The sequence below is a fragment of the Methylomagnum sp. genome (assembly GCF_054333355.1).
Genome location: NZ_JBTEKS010000021.1, coordinates 1 through 24,703, shown reverse-complemented (window position 1 = coordinate 24,703; position 24,703 = coordinate 1). Strand labels below are relative to the sequence as shown.

General features: G+C 62.0%; 21 protein-coding genes and 1 tRNA gene. 10 read left to right on the top strand and 12 right to left on the bottom strand.

Features of this window, described 5'->3' with window-relative positions:
- Nucleotides 1-123 precede the first annotated feature (123 nt).
- From typA to trkA, 5 genes are all read right to left on the bottom strand, one after another.
- A complete protein-coding gene (gene typA / locus ACXWUF_RS03415) occupies nucleotides 124-1,950 on the bottom strand; it encodes a translational GTPase TypA (protein ID WP_458493252.1) in 1,827 nt (608 codons plus the stop codon).
- Nucleotides 1,951-2,127: 177 nt separating this feature from the next.
- Nucleotides 2,128-2,520 carry a hypothetical protein gene (locus tag ACXWUF_RS03410; protein ID WP_458493251.1) on the bottom strand — a complete coding sequence of 131 codons (393 nt, stop codon included), beginning with the start codon at nucleotides 2,518-2,520 and terminating at the stop codon, nucleotides 2,128-2,130.
- Between the two features lie 8 nt (nucleotides 2,521-2,528).
- Entirely contained in the window at nucleotides 2,529-2,891 is a 363-nt protein-coding gene (locus ACXWUF_RS03405) for a rhodanese-like domain-containing protein (RefSeq protein WP_458493253.1), read from the bottom strand.
- Nucleotides 2,892-3,076: 185 nt separating this feature from the next.
- On the bottom strand, nucleotides 3,077-3,664 hold the full coding sequence (locus ACXWUF_RS03400) for a class I SAM-dependent methyltransferase (RefSeq protein WP_458493250.1): 588 nt from the start codon (nucleotides 3,662-3,664) through the stop codon (nucleotides 3,077-3,079).
- A 151-nt stretch (nucleotides 3,665-3,815) separates the two neighbouring features.
- Entirely contained in the window at nucleotides 3,816-5,186 is a 1,371-nt protein-coding gene (trkA, locus tag ACXWUF_RS03395; RefSeq protein WP_458493249.1) for a Trk system potassium transporter TrkA, read from the bottom strand.
- A 126-nt stretch (nucleotides 5,187-5,312) separates the two neighbouring features.
- Between trkA and ACXWUF_RS03390 the strand changes: the two genes are divergently transcribed.
- Nucleotides 5,313-5,900 (top strand): Uma2 family endonuclease, encoded by a 588-nt coding sequence (locus ACXWUF_RS03390; protein ID WP_458493248.1) that lies wholly within the window; start codon nucleotides 5,313-5,315, stop codon nucleotides 5,898-5,900.
- 83 nt (nucleotides 5,901-5,983) lie between these two features.
- Here the strand turns inward: ACXWUF_RS03390 and ACXWUF_RS03385 are convergent, their stop codons facing one another.
- From ACXWUF_RS03385 to def, 6 genes are read right to left on the bottom strand one after another with little or no spacing between them, the layout of a single operon-like run.
- Complete coding sequence (locus ACXWUF_RS03385; RefSeq protein ID WP_458493247.1) at nucleotides 5,984-7,351, bottom strand: sigma-54-dependent transcriptional regulator; 1,368 nt, start codon at nucleotides 7,349-7,351, stop codon at nucleotides 5,984-5,986.
- A gap of 9 nt (nucleotides 7,352-7,360) precedes the next feature.
- Entirely contained in the window at nucleotides 7,361-9,520 is a 2,160-nt protein-coding gene (locus ACXWUF_RS03380) for an ATP-binding protein (protein ID WP_458493246.1), read from the bottom strand.
- Nucleotides 9,521-9,522: 2 nt separating this feature from the next.
- Entirely contained in the window at nucleotides 9,523-10,077 is a 555-nt protein-coding gene (locus ACXWUF_RS03375; protein ID WP_458493245.1) for a DUF4390 domain-containing protein, read from the bottom strand.
- Nucleotides 10,068-11,366, bottom strand: a complete 1,299-nt coding sequence (gene rsmB, locus ACXWUF_RS03370; protein WP_458493244.1) for a 16S rRNA (cytosine(967)-C(5))-methyltransferase RsmB — start codon at nucleotides 11,364-11,366, stop codon at nucleotides 10,068-10,070. Before rsmB ends, ACXWUF_RS03375 begins: the two co-directional genes overlap by 10 nt.
- Nucleotides 11,363-12,295 (bottom strand): methionyl-tRNA formyltransferase, encoded by a 933-nt coding sequence (fmt, locus tag ACXWUF_RS03365; RefSeq protein ID WP_458493243.1) that lies wholly within the window; start codon nucleotides 12,293-12,295, stop codon nucleotides 11,363-11,365. Before fmt ends, rsmB begins: the two co-directional genes overlap by 4 nt.
- Before the next feature lie 5 nt (nucleotides 12,296-12,300).
- Nucleotides 12,301-12,837: a peptide deformylase gene (def, locus tag ACXWUF_RS03360; RefSeq protein ID WP_458493242.1), complete on the bottom strand. Its 537-nt coding sequence runs from the start codon at nucleotides 12,835-12,837 to the stop codon at nucleotides 12,301-12,303.
- A 131-nt stretch (nucleotides 12,838-12,968) separates the two neighbouring features.
- Between def and ACXWUF_RS03355 the strand changes: the two genes are divergently transcribed.
- The 6 genes from ACXWUF_RS03355 to ACXWUF_RS03330 all read left to right on the top strand — a co-directional run bounded on the left by ACXWUF_RS03355 (nucleotide 12,969) and on the right by ACXWUF_RS03330 (nucleotide 19,412).
- On the top strand, nucleotides 12,969-14,060 hold the full coding sequence (locus tag ACXWUF_RS03355; protein ID WP_458493241.1) for a LysM peptidoglycan-binding domain-containing protein: 1,092 nt from the start codon (nucleotides 12,969-12,971) through the stop codon (nucleotides 14,058-14,060).
- Nucleotides 14,057-15,172: a DNA-processing protein DprA gene (dprA, locus tag ACXWUF_RS03350; RefSeq protein ID WP_458493240.1), complete on the top strand. Its 1,116-nt coding sequence runs from the start codon at nucleotides 14,057-14,059 to the stop codon at nucleotides 15,170-15,172. The genes ACXWUF_RS03355 and dprA overlap by 4 nt, the downstream gene beginning before the upstream one ends.
- A gap of 38 nt (nucleotides 15,173-15,210) precedes the next feature.
- Nucleotides 15,211-15,678, top strand: a complete 468-nt coding sequence (locus tag ACXWUF_RS03345) for a DUF494 family protein (RefSeq protein WP_458493239.1) — start codon at nucleotides 15,211-15,213, stop codon at nucleotides 15,676-15,678.
- A gap of 156 nt (nucleotides 15,679-15,834) precedes the next feature.
- Nucleotides 15,835-18,135, top strand: coding sequence for a type I DNA topoisomerase (gene topA, locus ACXWUF_RS03340; RefSeq protein WP_458493238.1), 2,301 nt, complete (start codon nucleotides 15,835-15,837; stop codon nucleotides 18,133-18,135).
- A gap of 189 nt (nucleotides 18,136-18,324) precedes the next feature.
- Nucleotides 18,325-19,320 carry an octaprenyl diphosphate synthase gene (ispB, locus tag ACXWUF_RS03335; RefSeq protein ID WP_458493237.1) on the top strand — a complete coding sequence of 332 codons (996 nt, stop codon included), beginning with the start codon at nucleotides 18,325-18,327 and terminating at the stop codon, nucleotides 19,318-19,320.
- Between the two features lie 15 nt (nucleotides 19,321-19,335).
- Nucleotides 19,336-19,412 (top strand) — tRNA-Pro (locus ACXWUF_RS03330).
- A gap of 56 nt (nucleotides 19,413-19,468) precedes the next feature.
- On the opposite strand, the gene ACXWUF_RS03325 is transcribed toward ACXWUF_RS03330, so the two are convergent.
- Nucleotides 19,469-21,430 carry a ThiF family adenylyltransferase gene (locus ACXWUF_RS03325; protein ID WP_458493236.1) on the bottom strand — a complete coding sequence of 654 codons (1,962 nt, stop codon included), beginning with the start codon at nucleotides 21,428-21,430 and terminating at the stop codon, nucleotides 19,469-19,471.
- A 347-nt stretch (nucleotides 21,431-21,777) separates the two neighbouring features.
- On the opposite strand from ACXWUF_RS03325, the gene ACXWUF_RS03320 reads away from it, so the two are divergent.
- The 3 genes from ACXWUF_RS03320 (at nucleotide 21,778) to hemC (ending at nucleotide 24,622) form a co-directional block, all read left to right on the top strand.
- Entirely contained in the window at nucleotides 21,778-22,842 is a 1,065-nt protein-coding gene (locus ACXWUF_RS03320) for a sensor histidine kinase (RefSeq protein ID WP_458493235.1), read from the top strand.
- On the top strand, nucleotides 22,823-23,590 hold the full coding sequence (locus ACXWUF_RS03315; RefSeq protein WP_458493234.1) for a LytR/AlgR family response regulator transcription factor: 768 nt from the start codon (nucleotides 22,823-22,825) through the stop codon (nucleotides 23,588-23,590). The genes ACXWUF_RS03320 and ACXWUF_RS03315 overlap by 20 nt, the downstream gene beginning before the upstream one ends.
- 108 nt (nucleotides 23,591-23,698) lie before the next feature.
- Nucleotides 23,699-24,622, top strand: a complete 924-nt coding sequence (gene hemC, locus ACXWUF_RS03310) for a hydroxymethylbilane synthase (RefSeq protein ID WP_458493233.1) — start codon at nucleotides 23,699-23,701, stop codon at nucleotides 24,620-24,622.
- Nucleotides 24,623-24,703: the final 81 nt, after the last annotated feature.

Sequence of the window (24,703 nt, the reverse complement as noted above, 5' to 3'; positions counted from 1 at the left end):
CGAGCCTTCAGTAGCGTGCGCCTAACCCACCCTACGACAACCGGGTTTTCATACACCCTCGATAAAGGGAAGGGCCAACATCCCAAGGAATGCTGGCCCTTTCTTACATCAATCGTCCTTAGATCAATCGTCGGACGCGGATGATCGGCTGGCCTTTTTGCGCTCATGCTCCAACAAAAGCTTCTTACGCAGCCGCACCGACTTGGGCGTCACTTCCACCAACTCGTCATCGTCGATGAATTCCAGCGCCTGCTCCAAGCTGAACCGGATCGGCGGCGTCAGCAGGATGTTTTCATCGCTACCGGCAGCGCGGATGTTGGTCAACTGCTTGGCCTTGGTGGGATTGACAACAAGGTCGTTATCGCGGGAATGGATGCCGACGACCATGCCCTCATAGACTTCCGTGCCGTGGTCGATGAACAACCGCCCGCGCTCTTGCAGGTTGAACAGCGCATAGCCCAAGGCTTTCCCGGCCACCATGGAGATCATGACGCCGTTGATGCGCTGGCCGATGTCGCCCTTCTTCATCGGGCCGTAATGGTCGAAAACGTGGTACAGCAGGCCGGTGCCCGAGGTGGCGGTCATGAATTCGGTCTGGAAGCCAATCAAGCCCCGCGACGGAATCATGTATTCCAAGCGCACCCGGCCCTGCCCGTCCGGCACCATGTTCATCAGGTCGCCCTTGCGCTCGCCCATCTTTTCCATCACCGAGCCTTGGTTGACTTCCTCAACCTCGATGGTGACGAATTCGTAAGGTTCGCACGCCTCGCCGTCGATCTCCTTGATGATGACCTCGGGCCGGGACACGCCCAACTCGTAGCCTTCGCGGCGCATGTTCTCAATCAGGATGGAGAGATGCAGTTCGCCGCGCCCGGAAACCTTGAATTTGTCCGGGTCCACGGTGTCCTCGACCTTCAGGGCGACGTTGTGCAGCAATTCCCGTTGCAGGCGCTCGCGGATTTGGCGGGAGGTGACGTACTTGCCTTCCTTGCCGGCGAAGGGCGAGTTATTGACCTGGAAGGTCATGCTCACCGTCGGCTCGTCCACGGTCAGGGGCGGCAGCGCCTCCACCGCGTCGGGCGAGCAAATCGTGTCGGAGATTTCCAGGGCGTCGATGCCGGTGAAGGCGATGATGTCGCCCGCGCCCGCTTCCGGCACCTCGACCCGCTCCAAGCCTTTGAAGCCGAACACTTGCAGCATCCGGGCGTTGCGCTGCTTGCCGTCGCGGCTGACCACCACCACCGGGGAGTTGGTCTTGATCGCGCCGCGCTGGATGCGGCCAATGCCGATCACGCCGACGTAGGAGTTGTAATCCAACTGGCTAATTTGCATCTGGAAGCCGCCTTCCTCATCGACCTTGGGCGGATGCACCTTGTCCACGATGGTCTGGAACAGGAAGTCCATGCTGCCTTCGCGGATGTCTGGGTTGTCCCCCGCGTAGCCGTTGAGGGCCGAGGCGTAGACCACCGGGAAGTCCAGTTGGTCCTCCGTAGCGCCGAGCTTGTCGAACAGGTCGAAGGTTTGATCCAGCACCCAATGGGCGCGGGCGCCGGGGCGGTCGATCTTGTTGATGACCACGATGGGGTGCAGGCCCAGCGCGAACGCCTTCTGGGTCACGAAGCGGGTCTGCGGCATGGGACCGTCCACCGCGTCCACCAGCAGCAGCACGCAGTCCACCATGGACAGCACGCGCTCCACCTCGCCGCCGAAGTCGGCGTGGCCGGGGGTGTCCACGATGTTGATGTGGTAGCCGTTCCAGTCGAGGGCGGTGTTCTTGGCCAGGATGGTGATGCCGCGCTCCTTTTCCAAGGCGTTGGAATCCATCACGCGCTCCTCGACCTTCTCGTGAGCGGCGAAGGTGCCGGATTGTTGGAGCAGCTTATCGACCAGGGTGGTTTTGCCGTGGTCAACGTGGGCGATGATGGCGATATTTCTTAACTTTTCGATCATGGGTGGGGAAAGGGCCAGTTAGGCAGGGTGCGGTGGGAAAAGTTGATGATTTTACCAGGGTTTAGGTTCATTCAGGCGAAACAGCTTTATTGCCCATTCCAACCGGCGCCAATGGATTTGCTGGTAGTGAATTTCAAAATTTGCTCTCGGGGATGCGCTCAGTCCATCGAGCCACGGTCACTTTTCGACCGAAATGCCTTCAGCGGCAAGGGCGTCGATGATTGCCTGCGTAAGGTGCTGCGCCGCGCCATCCGGTAAGCCGCCTTTAAGTCGCTGCTTAAACGTCAAATGGGGCCGCACAAAAACACGCCATTGAATGGCTTCCCCCGCGTAGCCCTCGCCCTCATCGGCGAGGCTGGCACAGCCAATAGTGAACTCTATCTCGCCATGGCTATATTCAATCAGCCAGCCCCAATCCTCGCCAAGCGGATAGCTTGTGACGACGCCCCGCTTCGCCAAGGCCCGCGCCAGCCAGCAGGCCAGTTCAAAGCCGTAAACGCCGGGGTTGGCTTGGCATTCCTCGGGCAAATAGGGGAGAAACTTGTCAGACGAGAATTCGGCCTGCCACACGCCGCCGCCTAGCTCTGCTTCCAGGGCAAGCCATGGAACCGCCAGCCGCCCACGGTGCCGCGATGCTTTTCCCCATCCAGCGGCCCCTCGAAACCTGCCTCGATATTGACGAGATTCTTATAGCCCGCCGCCGCCAGGGCATTGGCCGCATCCAACGAGCGCTGGCCGCTGCGGCACAGCAAAAACACTGGCGTCCCGGCGTCCGGCGCGACTCGCCGGACCTGCTCGACAAATTCCGGGTTGGGCCGCATGTCCGGCGCGAATTTCCAGGGAATATTGACCGCGCCCACGGGATGGCCGACAAAAGAAAATTCGACTGGGTCGCGCACGTCCACCAGCACGGCGCTGGGCTGGGTGCGCAGAGCGGCCATGGCTTCGGGGGGATTCAGGCGTTGGATTGAGGGCACGGGTTATCTCCTTAAAAGTGAGTGAATGACTGAATTTGTATTTGTAGGTCGGACTTCAGTCCGACCTGTCGAGCCAAAACCGGGTTGTCGGGCTAAAGCCCGACCATTTGGGGCCGATTCAGGCCAACAAAGTGAAGACGCTTTACGCTTTAAATTTTCTGCCCCACGAACAGGGCTTGATTGCGGAAGCCTTGCGCCAGGTCTCCGAGCAAGCCCTCTTCCCGGTAGACCACCACCCGCAACCCCGCGAACAGCTTTAGCAATTCATTGGGCGCCAGCAGGAAATCCGGGTTGGAAGGCCCGCCCACCGTGGCTTTCTCGCGGGTATAGGTTTGATAGCACAGCAGCCCCTTGGGTCGCAGCGCCGCCATGAGCGGCGCCGCCAGGGAACGGTCCAGAAACCGGCTGACCACGATGACATCGAAAGACCCTGCCGACGGCGGATGAAGGACAATGTCCCCGACCTCGGCGCGGATGGGAAGATTCAACCGCCCGGCCAGAATTTCCAAATAGCCGATGGCCTCGGCGGAAATGTCCACGGCGTGGGTTTCCAGCCCCCGCCGCGCCAAGAACAGGGCATTCCCGCCCAGGCCGGAAGCCAGATCGAGCGCCGCTCCCGCCGTGGGCAGCAGGTGGGCGTTTTCAGTCAGCACCCGTGCCGGCTCGGGGATTCCGCCCGTGTCGATGCCACGGTAAATGCGGTCCCACTTGGCCTGTGCGTCGGCGGCTTGATCCATGGTTGGCGCTCCAAGATTCCGGGGTCTAGTGCGTTTACGGATTGGATGTAGGGAAGTGGGTGGGCTTTAGCCCACGCCCTGGCGCGGTATGGTCGCGGGCTAAAGCCCGCTCCCACGGCATTTGTACCCTTACATTCGGAGCAAAAAGACCCTAGCTTCCGCCCTCGGCCTGGAATAATTGCTCCACGGTGGGAATCAGCTTCTTGTCGATGAGGAACATGATGACGTGATCGCCCTCCTCAATGATCGTGTCGCGGTGAACCTGGATGACTTCCTCGCCGCGCACCAGAGCGCCCATCACGATGCCTTGGGGAATTTTGATCTGGTCGATGGGGACGCCCACCACCTTGGATTTGCCCGGCTTGCCGTGGGCGATGGCCTCGATGGCCTCGGACGCGCCATGCCGCAACGAATACACCTGCACGATGTCGCCCCGCCGGATATAACGCAGCAAGGCGCCGATGGTGGCCTGATGGGGGGAAATCACCAAGTCGATGAGGGAGCTATCAACGATGTCGGCGTAGGCGTTCTTATTAATAAGGCTGATGGTGTGCCGCGCCCCCAGCCGCTTGGCGAGCATGGCGGACAGGATGTTGGCCTCGTCGCTGTTGGTGATGGCGCAGAACACGTCGGTGTTTTCGATGTTCTCGTTGAGCAGCAATTCCTTATCGGACGCATCGCCCGCCAGCACCACCGTGTTGGCGAGGTCGCCCGCGATTTTTTCCGCCCGCTTCCGGTCCCGCTCGATGACCTTCACCTGATAGCGGTTCTCCAAGGCCAGGGCCACCCGTTTCCCCACATGGCCGCCGCCCGCGAAGATCAGCCGCTTGTAGGGCTTCTCGGACTTGCGCAATTCGCTCATCACATCCTTGATTTCATCGCCGGAAGCGAGGAAGAACACCTCGTCGCCATCCTCGATGATGGTCTTTCCATTGGGCACGATGGGCTGGCCCCTGCGGAAAATCGCCGCGATGCGGGCCGGGACGTTGGGCATGTGTTCGTGCAGTTCGCGGATTTCATGTTCGACCAGCGGCCCGCCCTTGACCGCCCGCACCGACACCAGCCGCACCCGCCCCTCGGCGAAGTCCAACACTTGGGACGCGCCGGGATAGTCCAGCAGGCGCTCGATGAACTGGGTGATGATCTGCTCGGGGCTGATGACCACGTCGATGGGGATGGTCTCCGGCGAAAACAGCCCCGGAAAGGCGGTGTATTCGATGGCCCTGACGCGGGCGATTTTGCGGGGGATCTTGAACAGGATGTCGGCGATTTGGCAGGCCAGCATATTGGTTTCGTCGTCGCTGGTGGCGGCGATGAGCATGTCCGCCTCCGCCGCCCCGGCCCGCTGCAACACGGTGGGATGGGCGGCGTTGCCTTGCACGGTGCCGATGTCGAAGCGGTCTTGCAGGTTCTTGAGCAGAGCCTGCTGGGTATCGACCATCACGATGTCGTTGGCCTCGCTCGCCAAGCTGGCCAGCACGCTGCTGCCGACTTGTCCGGCCCCCAGGATTATTATTTTCATGCGCTTGTCCGGTTAAGGGAGTCTTCGCATTTTAGCAGGGCGGGCTTGAGTTAAGGCATTGAACCGAGCGGCGGAAGCGTATGGTAGGCTGTGCCACTGATTTTTCCTCGCATGGAACCAGACCCAATGGCTATTCCACAACCTGTGATTCGCCTCGACTTCGACAGCTATCTAGCCTGGGAAGCAGAGCAGTCCGAGAAGTATGAATTTGTCCGGGGCGAGGCCTTCGCGATGGCCGGTGCCCGACGCGAACATGTGACCGTATCCTTGAACTTAGCCTCCGCCTTTAAAAACCACCTTCGAGGTAGCCCGTGCCGCACCTACATAGCCGATATGAAGCTTCAAGTGGAGGCGGCAGACGCAGGCTTTTACCCGGACGTGATGGTGACATGCGACCGCCGGGACCATGCCGCCGATCTGGTCATGCGTCACGCGCTGCTGGTGGTGGAAGTGCTGTCCGAGTCCACCGCCGCGTATGACCGGGGCGACAAGTTCGCCGATTACCGGAAGTTGGAGAGCCTGCGGGAATACGTCGTGGCGGATATTGCGGCGCGGCGGGTGGAGTGTTTCCGGCGCAATGCCGAGAACCATTGGGTGCTGTATGAGTTTTCCGGGGAAGGGCCGTGTGAATTCGCCAGCCTGGATTTGACGATGGAATTGGCGGACGTGTTTGAGGATGTGGCGGTGCTTGAAGCTGCCGGGACTTTAGGATAACTGCTGTGGGAGCAGCGGTCTTTAGGCCGCGACGATCCGCGCCTAGTCGCGGTCTAAAGACCACTCCCACCCACGCCCCGCCCTTACCGCTTGTCCTTGAACTTAATCCCCAACGAATTCAGCTTGCGATAAAGGTGGGTCCGCTCCAAGCCAATGGCGGTGGACAATCGCGCCACGCTGCCCGCGTATTTTTCCAGGTGATATTCGAGATAGGCCTTCTCGAACCGCTCCCGCGCATCCTTCAGCGGTAGATCATAAAAATCCGGCTGCTCAATCAGTGCGCCGGGAGGTTCGGCCAGGGACTCACCGAGCGCCGCCTTGGCCTCTTCCAACTCCACCTCCTCGCCGCTGCCGAGAATCAATAGGCGCTGCACCAAATTCTTGAGTTCGCGGACATTGCCGTGCCAAGGGTAATGGCGCAGAAAGTTCTGCACCGAGACGGGGAACTTGCGGAACGGCAGCTTTTCCCGGTTGACGAAATGGTCCACGTAGAACCGCAGCAATTCCGGCACGTCCTCGCTGTGTTCGCGGAGCGGCGGCACCCGTAGCGTCACCACGTTCAAGAGGTAATAAAGCTCGCGGCGGAACCGGCCCGCCCGCACTTCCTCTTCCAAGGATTTGCGGGTCGAGGCGATCACCCGCACGTCCACATGCACCAGCTCGCTGCCACCGACGCGGGAGAACGAATTGGATTCCAGGGCGCTCATCAGTCGCACCTGGGTTTCCTCCTCCATGTCGGCCACTTCGTCCAGGAACAGCGTGCCGCCGTGGGCTTGCTCCAACAGGCCGTACTGAATGCTGCTGCCATCGGCCCGCCCGAAGAATTCCACCGCCGAGAACTCCGGCTCGATGGTGCCCACCCCCACGTCCACGAACGGGCCGTCACGCCGGGCGGAGTTGGCGTGGAGATAACGGGCCAGGGTTTCCTTGCCACAACCCGGCTCGCCCACCAACAGCACGCGGGCGTCGTGCTGGGCCAAGCGGCGGATTTGGTCCCGCAGCCGATCCATGGCCGGACTCTTGCCGGTGGGTTCGACCGGAATGTCCACCCGCCGCTTGAGTCCGATGTTCTCCCGCTTGAGCCGCGCCGTTTCCAGCGCCCGCTCCACCGTCACCAGCAGCTTCGCCATGGACAGCGGCTTTTCCAGGAAATCATACGCGCCCAGGCGGGTGGCCTCGACGGCGGTTTCCACCGTGGCGTGGCCCGACATCATAATCACCGGGCACAACCCGTTATCCCGCAGCCAGTCCTTGAGCAAGGTGATGCCGTCCTCGTCCGGCATCCAAATATCCAACAGGATCAAGTCGGGCTTGCGCTCGGCCCGCAACCGCCGCGCCGTCTCGCCGTTCTCGGCGACGTGGACCTCGTAGCCCTCGTCCTCCAGGATTTCCTGCAACAACTGGCGGATGTCCGGCTCGTCATCCACCACCAAAATATTCGTTTTATTCATGTTGATTCCTCAAGCCTCCTGCGCTAAGTCCTGTGCCGCCGGGGCCGCTGTCGGCAGGCGGATGATGAAACCCGCCCCGTCCCGGTAGCCCGCGTCCACCCGGATGCTTCCGCCATGTTCCTCAATGATTTTTTTGACAATCGCGAGGCCCAGCCCCGTGCCCTTGGCCTTGTGGGTGACGTAGGGTTCAAAAATTCGGTCCGCCTGCTCGGCGGGAATACCGGGTCCGTTGTCGCACAGCCGGATTTCCACGCCAGGATGGCGGTTCTCTTCCACCAGGTGAGTCACGATCCGCATTGTACCCGACGCGCCGGGGACCACCGCTTCCTGCGAGTTTTTGATGAGGTTGTGTAGCACCTGCCGGATTTTCACCGGGTCCACCGAGACCTGTGGCAAATCGTCGGCCAGGGCCAGGCCGAATTCCAGCCCGCTTTTGGGTGGATACAGCGCCACCACCTCTTCGATCAGCCCGTTGATGCCGACCCGCTGCAAGTGGACGATGGAGGGCTTGGCGTATTCGGCGAAGGCGTTGACCATGGTTTTCATGGCCTCCACCTGCTGGATGATGGTCCGGGTCGAGCGGTCCAGCATTTCGGCGTCGGATTCGGCGAGGCTCTTGGACAGCTTGTGCTTGAGCCGCTCGGCGGACAATTGAATCGGGGTGAGCGGGTTCTTGATTTCGTGCGCCAAACGCCGGGCCACCTCGCTCCACGCCGAGGCTCGTTGCGCCTGAATCAGCGCGGTCACATCGTCGATGACCACCACCGCGCCCTGCCGGACTCCGTCGGGTCCGAATAAGGGCGTGCCCCGGCACAGTAACTCTTGGCGACCGTTCGGCCCTTGGAATGGGATTTCCCGCCGCCACGCTGCTTCGGTATCCCGCAGATGCCTTTCCAAGGTGTCCATCAATTCGTCCAGATGGGGATACGCCCCGACCAGCACCGCCAGCGGCCAGCCGAGATACTGGCCGAACTCGGCGTGGAGTATGGCGTCCGCCGCTTGGTTGGCGGTCAGTAGCTGCATGTGGCCGTCGAAGCTCAGCACGCCAGACGAGAGATTCACCAGCACGGTTTCCAGATAGGCGCGTTGCCGCTCGACTTCCTGCCGGGAGCGCTGGGCCTCGTCGCGGGCCTGGGCGATTTTCTCGGTCATGGCGTTGAAGGATTCGACGAGGAAACCCAATTCATCGCGCCGCTTCACCGGCAGCCGCTTTTCGTAATCGCCCTCGGCCACCGCCCGCGTCCCCAGCGCCAGATAACGGATCGGCGCGACCAGCCGGCGGATGCTGAGGAACGCCGCCCACAGCGCCGCCAACAGGCTCAGGAACAGCACCAGCGACAGGGTGAGGGCGAAGGTGATTTTCAGGGAGCCGCGCAGGAAGGTCAGCTCTTTGTAATGCACATAGGCCGCTTCGACCGTGCCCGCCAGTTGCGCCAGCCGGGTCGGCACCGGGTAAATGGCTTGGAGGAACAGGGCGTCGTCGGACACCATGGAGACCACGGCGCGGATTTGCAGCCCCTCGGCCAGCACCGGCTCCAAGCCCACATAGGATTTGCCCTGTTTGACCCGCAATAGCACGCCGATCTCGGGCAGGTCGGGAATGATCTCCGCCCCCTGGCTACCGCTGAACGCGACGATGCGGCCCTGCCGGGAGAACACCGTCATTTCGCCGTCGCCGGTGCGCTCGCGTAGTTCGTCGAGGCGGATGGCCAGCAGCGAAACCGGCGAGTCCGCCAGTTCCCCGCCGATGTGTTCGGTCTGGCGCAACAGCCCCCTCATGCGTTCGTCGAGCGCCGCCTTGCCCAGTTCCAGGGCGTCCTCCATGGCTTGGTCGATCCGCACATCGAACCAACTGTCGATGCTTTGTTCGAGGAACTGCATGGAGTAGTAGAACACGATGGAGGCCGGGGCCAGCGACAACAGGCTGAACAGGAAGATCATCCGGGCGGTGAGCTTGGAACCCGCCGCCTTTTTCCTCAACTGCTTGAACAACCAGTAGGCGTTGCCGACCACGAGGCCCAGCAGCAGCATGGACCCCAGGATATTGACCGCCACCAGCCAGGAATACATCTTGCCCAGCTGCGAGGCGTCCTGGGTGGCGGTACTCATCAGATGCAGCGAGACCAGCACGCCCAGCAGCAGGGCGAACAAACTCAGGCCGGGGGGCACCCTTAGTCTGCGACGCGCCATCGGAACCAAGGGCTGCCGATATACCAACCCGGCGAAACATAAGCCACCGGGCGCAGCGGCAGCGGCAGGGCTTCAATATCCAGGCTGACCGCGAGGCTGGCCCAGTATTCCTGGCCTTGTTCCAGACGATCCGTTGGTAAAACCCGCCAACCGCGAATCTCGCCGATGGTGTCGAGCAAGGTGGACAAGCCCGCGAAGCTTTGCGGCGAGCCGCCCGCTTCCTGGATGATTTGGAAGGATCTGGCGAGGGGGTGGTAGCGGATGATGAAGCGGCGGGTTTCGTTCAGGATGGTTTCGTCCAGCCAATAATCGCGGTGACGATTGACCTTGAACCGCAGCACCAAGGTGAGGGGCACGCCGTGTTCCAAGGCTTCGGTGGCGGCGTCGCTGAAACGGTAGTCGATGTCGGCGTCCAAGGCGTAGACATCGCCCATGGGCACCAATTCCGCCCGCTTCACCAAAAAACCGTAATCGGCCCCCGAAGCATTAAGCGCGAAAAACAGGAGGAACAGCAGGCACCAGCGGCTCAATCGCACGGACGCGACTTCTCCAAACAGGCGTAATAAAAGCCGTCCATGCTCCGGTCCCCGGTGAGTATCTGGCGACCGTGGCGGGTGGGCGTTCCCCAGTCCGCGTCGATGGGGATTTCTACAGCGTCCGAGTGAACCTTGAGAAAGGCACCGATTTGCCCTTCGTTCTCCTGGCGCAACACCGAGCAAGTGGCATACAGCAACCGCCCACCCGGCACCAGCAACGACCATACAGCTTCGAGAATCCGCCGCTGGGTGTCGGCCAATTCCGCGATGTCGCCGGGCTTGCGCAGCACTTTGATGTCCGGGTGACGGCGAATCACGCCCGTCGCGGAACAGGGGGCGTCCACCAGAATGCGGTCGAAAGCGCGGCCATCCCACCAATCGGCGGGCTGGGTCGCGTCCGCCGCCAGGATCGTCGCCGCCAGGCCCGCCCGGGTGAGGTTCTGGCGGACTTTGGCGATTCGTTCGGGGGCGATGTCCACCGCCACCACCTCGCCTAAGCCAACACAACCTTCCAAAATGTGCGCGGTTTTCCCGCCGGGCGCGGCGCAGACATCCAGCACCCGTTGGCCGGGGCGCAAATCCAACAGCGGCGCGGCCCACTGGGCGGCGATGTCCTGCACGGACGCCTCCCCGTCCGCGAAGCCCGGCAGTTTTTCCACGGGCACCGGCGGATCAACGATGATCGCGGTGTCGCCACCGTCGGATGAATAAGCCGCGATGCCCGCCGCCACCAGCCGGGCCAGATAGGCGTCGCGACTGCCCCGAGACAAATTGACCCGCAACGCCAAGGGCGGCGCGAGGTTGTTTTGTTCGAGCAGGCGGGGGTAATGGTCGGGCCAATCGCGTTTGAAGCGTTCGACCAGCCATTGGGGATGGGCCGTGGCGGCGGCTTCGTTGGCGTCGGCCTCCGCGTCCAGGCGGGCTTGCTCACGCTGATAGGTCCGCAGCACGCCATTCAACAACGGCTTGGCCCAAGTGCGCCCGCCCGCCGCCGCGACGGTTTCCGCCACGGCGGCATGGGGCTTCACCCGCATGTAGTTGAGCTGGTAAAGCCCGAGCAAGGCCAACATGCGAATGTCCGGCTCTCTGATCGGCTTGCGGGTCAAGGCGCCTAGTATCCGGTCGAGCCGCCAATACCAGCGCAGCGTGCCATAGCACAGGGCTTGCACGAAGGCGCGGTCGTTGTCCTTGGGAATGGCCGGGAGGGTGGATTCCAGCGCCAGCGTCAGGAATTTTCCTTCGACGATGACCTGGGTCAAGATGTTGGCCGCGATGGAACGGGTGTTCACGCGGGGCAACCGAGGCGTTCGGATTGAACCGGGTGGGCGTTCAAGAAGTCCTGGGCGGCAACGCGTTTGGCACCGGGCAATTGCACTTCCAACAAGCGCAACACGCCCCGGCCCGTGGCGACATCCAGCGTCTTGTCGCGGGCCAGCACGGTGCCGGGTTCCGCCGTGGTGGCGTCATCCAAGGCTTGGGCCAGCCAGACGCGGAGCTTTTGGCCGCGATACTCGGTTTCCGCCACCGGCCAGGGGTTGAAGGCCCGCACTTGCCGCTCCAAGTCGATGGCTGGCTTGGACCAGTCCAGCGGCGCTTCGTCTTTGTCCAACTTGGCGGCGTAGGTCACGAGGGATTCATCCTGGATTTCCGGCTGGGCCGTGTCCGCTTCAATCGCGGGAAGGATTTCGGCCAGCGCTGTCGCGCCTAGCCGGGACAGTCGGTCGTGCAATTCGCCCGCCGTTTCCAAGGGGCCAATTGGGCAGGTTTCCTTAAGCAGCATGGGACCGGCATCCAGGCGCGGCTCCACGAACATGAGGGTCACGCCGGTCGTGGCGTCGCCCGCCAGCACGGCCCGCTGAATCGGTGCCGCGCCGCGCCAGCGGGGCAATAGCGAGGCGTGGATGTTGACGCAGCCGAGACGGGGGATTTCCAGCACGGCCTTGGGCAGAATCAACCCGTAGGCCACCACCACCATTAAATCGGGTTCCAGCGCCCGGAGCTGGGCTTGTTCGGCGGGGTCTTTCAGTCCCACCGGCTGGAACACGGGGATGCCGTGCCGTTCCGCTAGTTGTTTGACGGGGCTGGGGGTGAGCTTGCGGCCTCGGCCCGCCGGGCGGTCGGGCTGGGTATAGACGCCGCACACGTGATGCGGGCCAGCGAGGAGTGCCTCGAGGGGGGGCACCGCGAATTCCGGGGTGCCAGCGAACACAATTTTCATGCGGGTCAGAGGGCCGCTTGGGCTTTGGGAGCGCCTTGGGTGGCTTTCTGGCGCTGTTCCTTCTTCAACTTTTTGCGTACCATCTGCCGCTTCAATGGCGAGAGATAGTCAACGAACAGCTTGCCTTCAAGGTGATCCATCTCGTGCTGGATACAGACGGCGAGTATGCTATCCGCCTCTAGCTCAAAAGGATTGCCCTCGCGGTCCAAGGCGCGTACCCGGATTTTTTCGGCGCGGGAGATTTTCTCGAAGATACCGGGCACCGAGAGGCAGCCCTCGTCCATTTCTTCGGTGCCTTGTTTGTCGATGATTTCCGGGTTGATGAGGCAGAGCGGCGAATTCTTTTCCTCGGTCACGTCAATGACGATTATCCGCTTCTGGACATTGACCTGATTGGCGGCCAAGCCAATGCCGGGCGCGGCGTACATGGTTTCCAGCATATCGCTGACCAGCCGCTTGATGGACTCATCGACCGTTTCCAGGGCGACGGCTTTTTTTCGCAACCGTTCATCAGGAAACTCGAGAATCGTTAAAATAGCCATGATTTTGTTACCGAAAGCGCTAAATCCGCAGAGCGTGGCATTCTAGCGAAATCAAACTAGACTTTGAATTCCGTTTTTGAGACCCGGAAACGCGGCAAAAGTGCGCGAATCCATGGCAAAGGTGGTGCCGATTGAGTTCTTCAAGATTCCCGCGCAGCGGCCATAATCATACCTTCGGGCTTGAACCGGGTCGCGCGACGATCCTACCCATTCTCCTTGGCGTTTGCCTCTGGCTGTCCGGCGCATTCGCCCTGGCCGACGAAATCGAACTGAATCCCAACCATCCCAACCGTTACACGGTCGTACCGGGCGACACCCTGTGGGATATTGCGGCCCGGTTCCTCAACAGCCCCTGGCAATGGCCGGATATCTGGCAAGAAAACCGCCATATCGAAAACCCGCACCTCATCTATCCCGGCGACGTGATCGTGTTGGGCGAATACAACGGACGCCCCAGCCTCCGCGTGGAGACGCCATCGGAATTGCGGCTCAGCCCGCATGCCCATAGCCGCCCCATGGACGCCGCCATCCCGGCCATCCCGATGAAGGTCATCAGCCCGTACCTGACCCGGCCACAGGTGGTGGAAGCCGACACGCTCGTCGACTCCCCCTATGTGGTGGCCCTGGCGGATGAACACATCGTGGGTGGCGCGGGCAACCGCGTGTATGTGCGGGCCATCGAATCCCCCGACACCGAGGCGTATGTCATGTATCGTAGCGGGCAGCCCTACCGCGACGCCGAGACCGGCGAGGTGCTAGGCTACGAAGCCCTATACATGGGTGACAGTCGCCTGGAACAAGCGGGCGATCCCGCCACCCTGATGCTGACCCGCACGGAGAAAGAAATCCGCATTGGGGACCGGGTCATGCCCTTCAAGCCGGAACCCATCCGCATCAATTATCAGCCCCACGCCCCCAAGGCCAAGATCAGGTCACATATCATCGGCGTCGTGGGCGGCGTCACCCAGATCGGCCAGTACTCCGTGGTCGTTCTGGACAAAGGCGCCGCCGATGGACTGGAAATCGGGCATGTCCTTGAAATCCGGCAAAACGGCCCGATGATCCGCGACATCGTCAGCCGTCGGCCCGGCGAGAGCGTCCCCATGCCCGAGCAGAAAGCCGGCGTCTTGATGGTGTTCAGAACCTTTGACCGGGTGAGCTACGGGCTGGTCATGCGCGCCAACCGTTTCGTGCATGTCCTGGATGCCGCGCAAACCCCTTGAGCACCAATGAATCCGGGGGTTCTGGCGAGCTTCGCTTCTGGCTGGCCCTGCACCGGGCACCGCTGATTGGGAGTCGCCGCTTCACCGCCCTGCTGGACAAGTTCGGCACACCCCAGGCCGTATTCGAGGCGGGCCACGCCCGATGGCACGCCGCCAGGCTGCCGGAAAGCACCCTGGCCTACCTCGCCAAGCCGGACTGGCGGGCCGTCGCCGCCGATCTCAAATGGCTGGATCAGAGCCAGCACCGCCACTGCCTGACTTTCGATCATTCCCTTTATCCCCCGCTGCTCCGCGAAATCGCCGATCCGCCCCCGGTCTTGTTTGTCGAGGGCGATCCGGCCATTCTGTCCATCGACCACATCGCCATGGTGGGCAGCCGCAATCCATCGCCCGCCGGCGCCAAAACCGCCCACCATTTCGCGGCGGCGCTGGTGGCGTCTGGCTTCGGGGTGGTGAGCGGCCTGGCCCTGGGCGTTGACGCGGCCAGCCACCGGGGCGCGCTGGATGGCAAGGGCGTCACGGTGGCCGTGGCGGGAACCGGGCTGGATCAAGTCTATCCCCGCCAGCACCGGGCGCTGGCCGAAACCATTGTCAGCCAGCGCGGCGCGTTGATTTCCGAATTCTCGCCGGGCACCGAGCCTCGGGCTGGCAACTTCCCGCGCCGCAACCGCATCATCAGCGGTCTCGCGCTGGGCACCTTGGTTGTGGAAGCCGCCCAGCAATCCGGCTCGCTCATCACCGCCCGCCTCGCCATCGAGCAAAACCGGGAAGTGTTCGCCGTGCCCGGCTCGATTTATAGCCCCCTCTCGCGGGGCTGCAACGACCTCATCAAGCAAGGCGCCAAGCTGGTCCAAGAGGTCAACGACATCACCGAAGAATTCGCGCTGAGGCGGTCGGCGCGCCCCCGCCCAGCCCCGGAAGATGCGCGGTTTGGCGAGGAATCGCCCCATTGGCCGCTCTTGAAATGTATTGCTTATGACCCAACGTCTGTGGATACTCTAGTGGCGGTTACGGGAAATTCGGCGGAATCAATTACCTCCCAATTGCTAATCCTAGAGCTGGAGGGTTATGTGGCCTCCACCCCTGGCGGATGCTACATCCGAATCAAATGAACACCGCCGCGCCCACTCGCGACACACGAGACCATTCGATGAAAGAAAACGTATTCGACGTGCTGATCTATTTGTTCGAGAACTACATGGATAGTGACGTGGACTTGACCCCGGACCCGGACATGATCCGCACCGAATTGCTGGAAGCCGGATTTCCCCAGTCGGAAATCAACAAGGCGTTCGAGTGGCTGGAGTCGCTGACCGAACAACACGTCATCAAGCCGGTGTCCTCGCCCGCGTTCCGTATTTTTTCAAATCAGGAAATGATCCGGCTGGACGCCGAGTGCCGTGGGCTGCTGTTGTTCCTTGAGCAAAGCGGCATCCTGACGCCCGCCAGCCGCGAACTGGTGATCGACCGCGCCATGGCCTTCAACGACGAAAGCATCTCGCTGGAAAACCTCAAGTGGGTCATCCTCATGGTGCTGTTCAGTCAGCCCAACGAGGAAATCGCGTTCGCCCGCATGGAAAACCTAGTCTACGAAAGCCTTCCCACCTATTTGCATTGACAGGACGCCGCTTGCCTCCGCAAAGTATTAAGGGGGACCGCGACCATTCCTGCTTGGCGCCCATCGCCGTATCGCCCCGTTTCCCATTGCCCGTAGTTATGTTTATCCCGGACGCCGGGCGCAAGCATCCGTTCCACTCAGCCAAGTTTTAGTTCGATGAGCCAGAATCTCGTCATAGTCGAATCGCCGGCCAAGGCCAAGACCATTGAAAAATACCTGGGCAAGGATTTCCAGGTCTATGCCTCCTACGGCCATGTGCGCGACCTCGTGCCAAAGGAGGGCGCGGTCGATCCCGAGCATGACTTCGCGATGAAGTACGAAATCATCGAAAGGAATGAGCGGCACGTCCAGACCATCGCCAAGGCCGCGCAGAAGGCTGACGTCCTGTTCCTCGCGACCGACCCGGACCGCGAAGGCGAGGCGATTTCCTGGCACATCTACGAAATCCTCAAGCAGCGCAAGCTCATCGGTGACAAGCCGGTCCACCGGGTGGTGTTCCATGAAATCACCAAGCGGGCCGTGACCGAAGCCATCGCCAATCCCAAGCCCCTGTCGGAAGACCTCATCAATGCCCAGCAGGCGCGGCGGGCGCTGGATTATCTGGTGGGCTTCAAGCTGTCGCCGCTGCTGTGGAAAAAAATCCGCCGGGGCTTGTCCGCCGGACGGGTCCAAAGCCCGGCCTTGCGGATGATCGTGGAGCGCGAACTCGAAATTGAAAGCTTCGTCACCCGCGAATACTGGTCCATCGACGCCGACACCGCCGCCAACAGCCAGAATTTCCGCGCCCGGCTGACCCATCTCGACGGTGCCAAGCTGGATCAGTTCAGCATCGTCACCGAGGCACAGGCCACCCAGGCCCGGCAAGAACTGCTCGGCGCGGCGAACGGCAAGCTCAAGGTCGTCAAGGTCGAGGAGAAGGAGCGCAAGCGCAACCCCGCCGCCCCGTTCACGACCTCCACGCTGCAACAGGAAGCGGCCCGCAAGCTGGGCTTCACCACCAAGCGGACCATGACCATCGCCCAGCAGCTTTACGAGGGCATCGACCTGGGCGGCGAAAGCGTCGGCTTGATCTCCTACATGCGCACCGACTCGGTGACCCTGGCCGATGACGCGGTGAAGGAACTGCGGGAACTGATCGCCGCCCGCTTCGGCCAGGACAATCTTCCGGCCAAGCCCCCCCAATACAAGACCAAGAGCAAGAACGCTCAGGAAGCCCACGAGGCCATTCGCCCGACGTCGGCGTTCCGGGTGCCGGAGCAGGTGAAATCCCACCTCAGCCCCGACCAATTCAAGCTGTACAACCTGATCTGGAAGCGCACCGTCGCCTGCCAGATGATTCACGCCACCATCAGCACGGTGTCCATCGACCTGGCCTGCGGCGACAAGGGCATGTTCCGCGCCACCGGCTCGACCGTGGTGAATCCGGGCTTCATGAGCGTCTACCTGGAAGGCAAGGACGACGCCGCCGCCGAGGACGAGGGCGGCTTCCTGCCGACGCTCCAAGAAGGCCAGTTGATCGACCTGCTCGACGTGGTCACGGCCCAGCATTTCACCGAGCCGCCACCCCGCTACACCGAGGCCAGCCTGGTCAAGACGCTGGAGGAATACGGCATCGGTCGCCCCTCGACCTACGCGGCGATCATTTCCACGTTGCAGCAACGGCATTACGCGGAACTGGAAAATAAGCGCTTCCTTCCCACCGATGTGGGTCGGGTGGTCAACAAGTTCCTGACCGAGCATTTCAACCAGTACGTCGATTACAACTTCACCGCCCTTTTGGAAGACGACCTCGACGCCGTGTCCCGTGGGGAAAAGAGTTGGATCCCACTGCTGCGCGAATTCTGGGGTCCGTTCATAGCGCTCATCGAAACCAAGGACGAGAGCCTCAAGCGCGCCGATGTGACCCACGAGCAACTGGACGAGGACTGTCCTGAATGTCAGGCGAAGCTGTCGATCCGCTTGGGGCGCAATGGCCGTTTCGTCGGCTGCACCAATTACCCCGAGTGCAAATACACCCGCAACCTCAAGGAGGACGCGCCCGCCCCGCCGCCGGAAGTGGTGGAAGGCAAAACCTGCCCCAAATGCGATTCTCCCCTGGTCATCAAGAGTGGCCGGTTCGGCAAGTTCATTGGGTGCAGCGCCTATCCGGGCTGTAAGCACATTGAGCCGCTGGAGAAACCCCAGGACACCGGCGTGACTTGCCCGGAATGCGGCAAGGGCAGCCTGATTCAACGCAAGTCCCGGTTCGGCAAGCTGTTTTTCTCCTGCGCAACGTATCCGACCTGCAATTACGCGGTGTGGAATCCCCCCATTGCCGAACCCTGCCCGAATTGCGCCTGGCCGGTCCTGACCATCAAGACCACCAAGCGCCGTGGCACCGAAAAAGTATGCCCTCGCAAAGAATGCGGCTACGCGGCGCCCTACGAAGGCGTCGCGCCGCCCGAGGCGGGCATCTAAATAATGGCGGCGGGTTTCGAACCTCGGTTGCGACCCGCCGTCCGAGCAGCGCTCAACTCTTTATAAGAACACCCGTTTTCGCTTGACACACTGCCGCCCCACCCCTAGCATTCCGGCGTTTTTCGGCCATCGCACCGATAGCGCCGGTTCCGAACTCACCCAGACAACCTTCTTAATGACTTTCCCCAGATGAACTCGATTGCTTCCAGCCCGCCACCGGGATTCGCCAATATCCGCCGCCTGGTGGAAGAGGAAACCGCCGCAGTCGATCAATTGATTCTGCGGGAACTGAGTTCGGATGTGGTGCTGATTAATCAAATCGGCCATTACATCGTCAACAGCGGTGGCAAGCGGCTCCGGCCCATGCTGCTGCTGATGGCGGCCAAAGCGCTGAACTACCAGGGGCAGCAGCACATCACCCTGGCGGCGGTGATTGAGTTCATCCACACGGCCACCCTGCTGCATGACGATGTAGTCGATGAATCGACGCTACGGCGGGGGCAGGACACGGCCAATGCGCTATGGGGGAATTCCGCCAGTGTGCTGGTGGGGGATTATCTGTACTCCCGCTCCTTCGAGCTGATGGTGAGCGTGCAGAAGCTCCGCATCATGGAAATCCTGTCGCGCACCACCACCGCCATCGCCGAGGGCGAGGTGCTGCAATTGTTGAACTGCAACAATCCGGCGACCACCGAGCAGAAGTATCTGGATGTCATTTCCCGGAAAACCGCCATCTTGTTCAGCGCCGCCGCTCAACTGGCCGCCGTGCTATCGGAGTCGCCCGAGCCGGTGGAAACGGCGCTTAAGGATTATGGGCTGCATCTCGGCATCGCCTTCCAGCTTATCGACGACGCCTTGGATTACCGCGCCAACCCAGAAGAACTGGGCAAGAATCTGGGTGACGATCTAGCCGACGGCAAGCCCACCTTGCCGCTCATTTACGCCATGGAACGCGGCACCGAGGCGCAAAGCGCCGTGTTGCGGCAAGCCATCGAAAACGGCGACCGGGATGCTTTCCGCGAGGTCTACGAAATCGTTGAATCCACGGACGCAATCGCGTACACTTCCCGTCGTGCCATCCAAGAAGCCGACATGGCGGTCGAAGCTCTGAATGCACTTTCCGCTTCTGAGTACAAGGATGCCCTCATTAGCCTCGCCCGGTTCTCGGTCGAGCGCAGTTACTAAAGAATCCGCACATTTCGGGGTGTAGCTCAGCCTGGTAGAGCACTGCTTTCGGGAGGCAGTGGCCGGAGGTTCGAATCCTCTCACCCCGACCAATCGGTCACATCCAAACCTGCCTAGCATTTCAGAGTCAACCGCCCCTCGCGGTGGTTTACGAGCTAGGAATTTCCCACATCAGCTTTTCCAGCGGCAGCCGCACCGAACGCGACTCCGGTGCCCTTCCCCGTCCGACCCGTCCGAAAAACACCGTTCGCTCCAATACGTCCGGGCCTAGCATCGCGGCGAAATTCTCCGCCAGCCGTTCAGCCAATCCGTACGCCTTCTCGTCCACCGTGAACCGCCGCCCCTCCCGGACATAACGGGCAAAAATCACCGGCGTCATTTCGGGCTGCATTTGCAAACCCAGCCGGGTTGCCATCAACCAAACCCGCTGCATCGCCCGCCCCGCCTCAATATCCTCGTCAATACCCGCCGACTTCGATTCCGCCACCAACGCGAAGTGAGCGCCACAGCCATAGGCTGGCAGCCAATCCAGTTCCAGCCTTGGCACCAACGTGCCCGCCGCGTTAGCCCCGAAGAATTGGGCGCGTTTCCAACTTCCCAAACTCCAGCGCATCAGGCGGCGGGTCAGAGGGTCAAGCCCCAAGGCCCGATCCGGGATGCGGTCCTTGCTGAACTGGCTGCTCCACTGGATAATGGATTTATGCACCTCGTAGGCCTCCGGGATGGACAAGCGGATTTGGGCGTTGCGGAACAACAAGTTGGCGACCCGCCGCCTGGCTTTGCCGCCTTCCAACCACAGAATGCGGTGGCCGGCACCGGCGATTTCCTCCATCCGGGCCTTTTCCTCCAAGGTCAGCGCAGCGCGGGACAGGGGTCGGCGTTGAGTGGCCCGCAAGGGGATGTAAGGAAATAGTGGGCTTAGCGCCACGGCGGGATCGCGGTTCAGTCCCACCTCAATCACCAGTGTGGGCGGATCGGAATGGCGGCGGAATTCGGCGCGAAAACCAAACTCCGCCGCCGCGATGGCGATGCTCTCCAACAAGCCCCCAATGGCTAGGCGGCTGGATCGGCCATCCAAATCATAAACGCCGTCCTTGCGGGCATCGTGGCTGCGGATGGTGAAATGCTGGCCGTCGGAGATTTCAAAGCGCCAAGGCTGGGTGTTGTCGCCGCTGGGTGCCCACCGGGCGATGTCGAGGATTTTCGCGGCGGGATCGGGCAAATCGACGCGGACTTGGGACTCGCCCGCCAGCGCCAAAAACTGCCGCCGCATATTCCGTAGCGCCCGGCGTTGCCATGGATTACGGTGACCACCCGGTCGCCAAGTGTGGACCAGACGATGGCTGTAAGCGTCGAATTGAATCCCATGCGGCGCAGATCGAACCTCGCCCCGCTTGAGCAACAGCTTGAGCGTTTCGGACGCCGCCAATCCCGCGCATAGCTCGCAGCCCATGGCCGTGGACGGGCCGCGCTTGCGTTTCAAGTCAATGCTGGCGGGTTCGATCAGAGCGCGACCATGCAGCCCGGTCGGCGCCAGCCCCACCAGGAAACGCAAGCCTTGTTCGGTTTCATCCTGGCCTTGCAGCCCGAAATAATCCTCAAAGCTCAGGCCGCCCGGCACAAAGCACAGCAGCGCCGCGCTCATCCCCAAGGGGGCCGCCGTCACCGCCGGGATGCCCAACCTTCGGCACGCGGCGAAGACGGCGCTACGGGCTTCGAAAGCGAAGAAGTCCAGGCCATCGACGTACACATCGACCCCGGCGAGGAAGCGGTCGAGATTGGCGGATGAAACACCGTCGGGAAAGCGGACCAAATCGAGTTGGGGATTGATGGACAGGGCCATCCCAGCCAATATGTCTACTTTGGGCTGGCCTAGACTGGATACAGAAGCCCCCGCTTGGCGGTTGAAGTTGGTCAGATCGAAGCTATCGAAATCAGCGATATGAAAAGCTCCGACGCCAAGGCGAACCAGGGTCAGCAAATGACCACCACCCACGCCGCCCATCCCGGCGATGGCGACACGGCTCCGGCGCAATAATGATTGTTCGGTCACCGTGACCCAGCCAATATTCCGCTTGAACGCCGCGCCATAATCGAATCCACCGTCCATGGTTGTCTCCTTTGGTTAAAACCCCGGCCATTGCCTAAAGCGTTTTCATCTCCCACCTGTGAGCGGAGCGGCTGTGGGAGCGGGCCTCAGCCCGCGACCGCCGAGCCTGATCGTGGGCTGAAAGCCCATTCCCACCACCATGCACTCGATCCCCCATCGCCCTAGCTTTCAAGCCATCTAAACTTAAGCCGTTACAGGGTGGGCAATCAGTCCAGGCGGCGCAATCCGTAGCTGTCCGACCCTGCCCCCACGCCCCGTTGACCGAGATAAGCCAAAGCCACTCAGGACAACCGAGCCATTCCAGCCGCAAAAATTTTTTCACCGCCCATCCCCGGCGAGTCCAGCTCATGAAAACCTCGGAATCGTTTCTGCCCGACTTCTGCTCGCTCACCACCGCCCTGGTGTTGGTGATCGTAAGCTTGCTGCTGGCCTTCGTGCTGACCCTCGCGGATTTCTCTCCGGCCTACGACTTTTGGTCGGACTTGGGACTCCGGGCCTTCTTCATTATCTGGATCGCCCTGCTCAGCGGCTCGCTGCTGTGCGGCTTGCGGCCTAGGCTGGCGGGGCTGGGCGCGACGGGTGCCGGTCTCGCCACGTTTTTTCTGGTGCAATGCGTGACGATGCTGGTGACCTGGGTGGCCCAGACTTATTTATGGGAGTTCAGCTTCGACCGGGATGGGGCTGGAAACACGCCGACCCTGGTGGATGATTTGCGGATTCTCGCCATCAGCGGACTCGTCACCGCCGCCTGGTTGCGTTATCAATACGTGCAGTCCTGCTGGCAACTGCAAAACCGCGCCGAGGTCGCCGCCCGGCTCGATGCCTTGCAGGCGCGGATGGAGCCGCATTTCCTGTTCAACACGCTCAACACCATCGCCGGGCTGGTCCGCGACGACCCGGCCATCGCCGAAGAGTTGCTGCTGGACCTGTCGGATGTGCTGCGGGCGATTCTTAAGAAGGACCGGCCATTGGTGCCATTGTCCGAGGAAATCGAATTGACCCGCCAATACCTGCACATCGAACAGCAACGCCTGGGAGAACGCCTGCGTGTCCTGTGGCACCTCGAACACATTCCGCAAGACGCCGCCATTCCGCCGCTGAGCCTGCAACCGCTGGTGGAAAACGCCATCCGCCATGGCGTCAACCCCTCGCTTAACGGCGGCAGGGTGGAGATTTCCGGCCATCTGGCCCAGGGCGCCATCGTGACGCTCAATATCTTCAACACGCTGCCCGAAACGCCAGCCACGCTCGCCCAGCCGGGGGTCCGTCAAGCCGTCGCCAATCTGCGCGCCCGCCTCGCCGCCTGTTTCGAGGATCAAGCCACCTTGACCGCGACCGTGGCCGGTGGTTACTACGAGGCCCGCATCGTGATGCCCTACCGACCCTACCGCCATGAAAGTCCTGATCGTTGACGACGAAATGATGGCCCGCAAGCGCCTGCGGGCCTTGCTGGCCGAAGTCGCCCCGGATGGCGTCATCGTCGGCGAGGCGGGCGACGGCGGCGAAGCGTTGCGCTTAATCGCCGCCACCGCGCCGGACGTGGTGCTGATGGATGTGCGGATGCCGCGCCTGGATGGCCTGAACGCGGCGCGGGAAATCGCCCGCTTGGCTCAACCACCGGCGGTGATTTTCGTCACCGCCTATGAGGAATACGCCGTGGATGCCTTCGACATCTGCGCGGTCGATTACCTGCTCAAGCCGATTCGCAAGCAACGCTTGGAAGCCGCCTTGCAGAAAGCCAAGCGGTTCACCGATCTGGTGTGGCGGAAGCTGGATGCGGCCCTGCCTCCCGGAAGCCGTCCGAGGCGGGGTCATTTGTGCCTGTACAGCCATGGCGAATTGCGGCTGGTGCCGCTGGCGTCGGTGGTCTATTTCCGAGCCGACAGCAAATACACCGTGGTGCGCACCGAAACCGACGAGGCCTTGCTGGAGGAATCGCTGGTGGCCTTGGAGCAGGAGTTCGGCGAGGGTTTCATGCGTATCCACCGGAACGCCTTGGTGGCGACGGAGCGCATTGCCGGGCTTGCGAAACTGCCCGATGGCGGCATGGGGTTGCGTCTGCACGGCGTGCCGGGGCCGCTGGAAGTCAGCCGACGCCATTTGCCCGCGGTGCGGGCTTGGTTGAAGCGGCGGGCGGGTGAATTGGAGCAAGGAGGTTAAATATTCAAAACCGCCGCCTCCCTCGTCCATCCACCCAATTCCCTAGCCCATTCGTGGGGGAATCCCTATCTGGTACAATGCGGCCATTTACGTACAGTCCGGTCTCCCGTGTCCAACCTCATCCGCATCGCCACCCGCCAAAGTCCGCTCGCCCTCTGGCAGGCCGAGCATGTCGCCGACCGCCTCCGCGCCGCCCATCCCGGCCTGGCGGTGGAACTGGTCAAAATGGTGACCCGTGGCGATAAAATCCTCGATGCCCCGCTCGCCAAAGTCGGCGGCAAAGGCTTGTTCGTCAAGGAGCTAGAACAAGGCATGTTCGATGGGTTAGCCGACCTCGCGGTCCATTCCATGAAGGATGTGCCCGCCGAACTCCCGGACGGCCTGCACCTCGCTGCCATCCTGGAACGGGAAGACCCCCGCGACGCCTTTGTGTCGAACCGCCATGCCTCCCTCGCCGATTTGCCGCACAATGCCCGCATCGGCACCTCCAGCCTGCGGCGACAATGCCAACTCAAACTCCGCCTGCTCGGCTGCGAAACACTCAATTTGCGCGGCAACGTCGGCACCCGGCTCGACAAGCTGGCAAGCGAAAACTACGACGCCATCATCCTCGCCGCCGCTGGCTTAATCAGGCTGGGGCTGGCCCACCGCATCACCGAATTCCTCGCCCCGGAGATCAGCCTGCCCGCCGTCGGTCAAGGCGCTATCGGGATTGAGTGCCGCCGTGATGACGCCCGCGTCAACCAATTATTAAGCGTGCTGCACCACGCCCCCACTGCCATTTGCGTGACGGCGGAACGCGCCTTCAACCAGCGCTTGAACGGCAGTTGCCAAGTCCCCATCGCGGGCCACGCCGAATTGTCCGGCGACCGGCTCCGGCTGCGCGGGCTGGTGGCGCTGCCCGACGGCGGCGAGGCGGTGCGGGGCGAAGTCGAAGGGTTCGCTACCGAGGCGCACGCCCTGGGCGTGGCCTTGGCAGACGACCTGCTGAGTCGCGGCGCGGAACGCATCCTCAAATCGCTTTATGAATAAGCCATGGCGGATTGCGACGCGCTTCCCCTGGCGGGCCTGACCGTGCTGGTCACCCGACCCGCCGGGCAAGCCGAAGGACTG

What these genes read in the sequence shown, in the direction of transcription:
- typA (WP_458493252.1), bottom strand. Translation starts at nt 1,950, where the DNA reads ATGATCGAAAAGTTAAGAAATATCGCCATCATCGCCCACGTTGACCAC.
- ACXWUF_RS03405 (WP_458493253.1), bottom strand. Translation starts at nt 2,891, where the DNA reads ATGGCCGCTCTGCGCACCCAGCCCAGCGCCGTGCTGGTGGACGTGCGC.
- ACXWUF_RS03400 (WP_458493250.1), bottom strand. Translation starts at nt 3,664, where the DNA reads ATGGATCAAGCCGCCGACGCACAGGCCAAGTGGGACCGCATTTACCGT.
- trkA (WP_458493249.1), bottom strand. Translation starts at nt 5,186, where the DNA reads ATGAAAATAATAATCCTGGGGGCCGGACAAGTCGGCAGCAGCGTGCTG.
- ACXWUF_RS03390 (WP_458493248.1), top strand. Translation starts at nt 5,313, where the DNA reads ATGGCTATTCCACAACCTGTGATTCGCCTCGACTTCGACAGCTATCTA.
- ACXWUF_RS03385 (WP_458493247.1), bottom strand. Translation starts at nt 7,351, where the DNA reads ATGAATAAAACGAATATTTTGGTGGTGGATGACGAGCCGGACATCCGC.
- fmt (WP_458493243.1), bottom strand. Translation starts at nt 12,295, where the DNA reads ATGAAAATTGTGTTCGCTGGCACCCCGGAATTCGCGGTGCCCCCCCTC.
- def (WP_458493242.1), bottom strand. Translation starts at nt 12,837, where the DNA reads ATGGCTATTTTAACGATTCTCGAGTTTCCTGATGAACGGTTGCGAAAA.
- ACXWUF_RS03345 (WP_458493239.1), top strand. Translation starts at nt 15,211, where the DNA reads ATGAAAGAAAACGTATTCGACGTGCTGATCTATTTGTTCGAGAACTAC.
- topA (WP_458493238.1), top strand. Translation starts at nt 15,835, where the DNA reads ATGAGCCAGAATCTCGTCATAGTCGAATCGCCGGCCAAGGCCAAGACC.
- ispB (WP_458493237.1), top strand. Translation starts at nt 18,325, where the DNA reads ATGAACTCGATTGCTTCCAGCCCGCCACCGGGATTCGCCAATATCCGC.
- ACXWUF_RS03325 (WP_458493236.1), bottom strand. Translation starts at nt 21,430, where the DNA reads ATGGACGGTGGATTCGATTATGGCGCGGCGTTCAAGCGGAATATTGGC.
- ACXWUF_RS03320 (WP_458493235.1), top strand. Translation starts at nt 21,778, where the DNA reads ATGAAAACCTCGGAATCGTTTCTGCCCGACTTCTGCTCGCTCACCACC.
- ACXWUF_RS03315 (WP_458493234.1), top strand. Translation starts at nt 22,823, where the DNA reads ATGAAAGTCCTGATCGTTGACGACGAAATGATGGCCCGCAAGCGCCTG.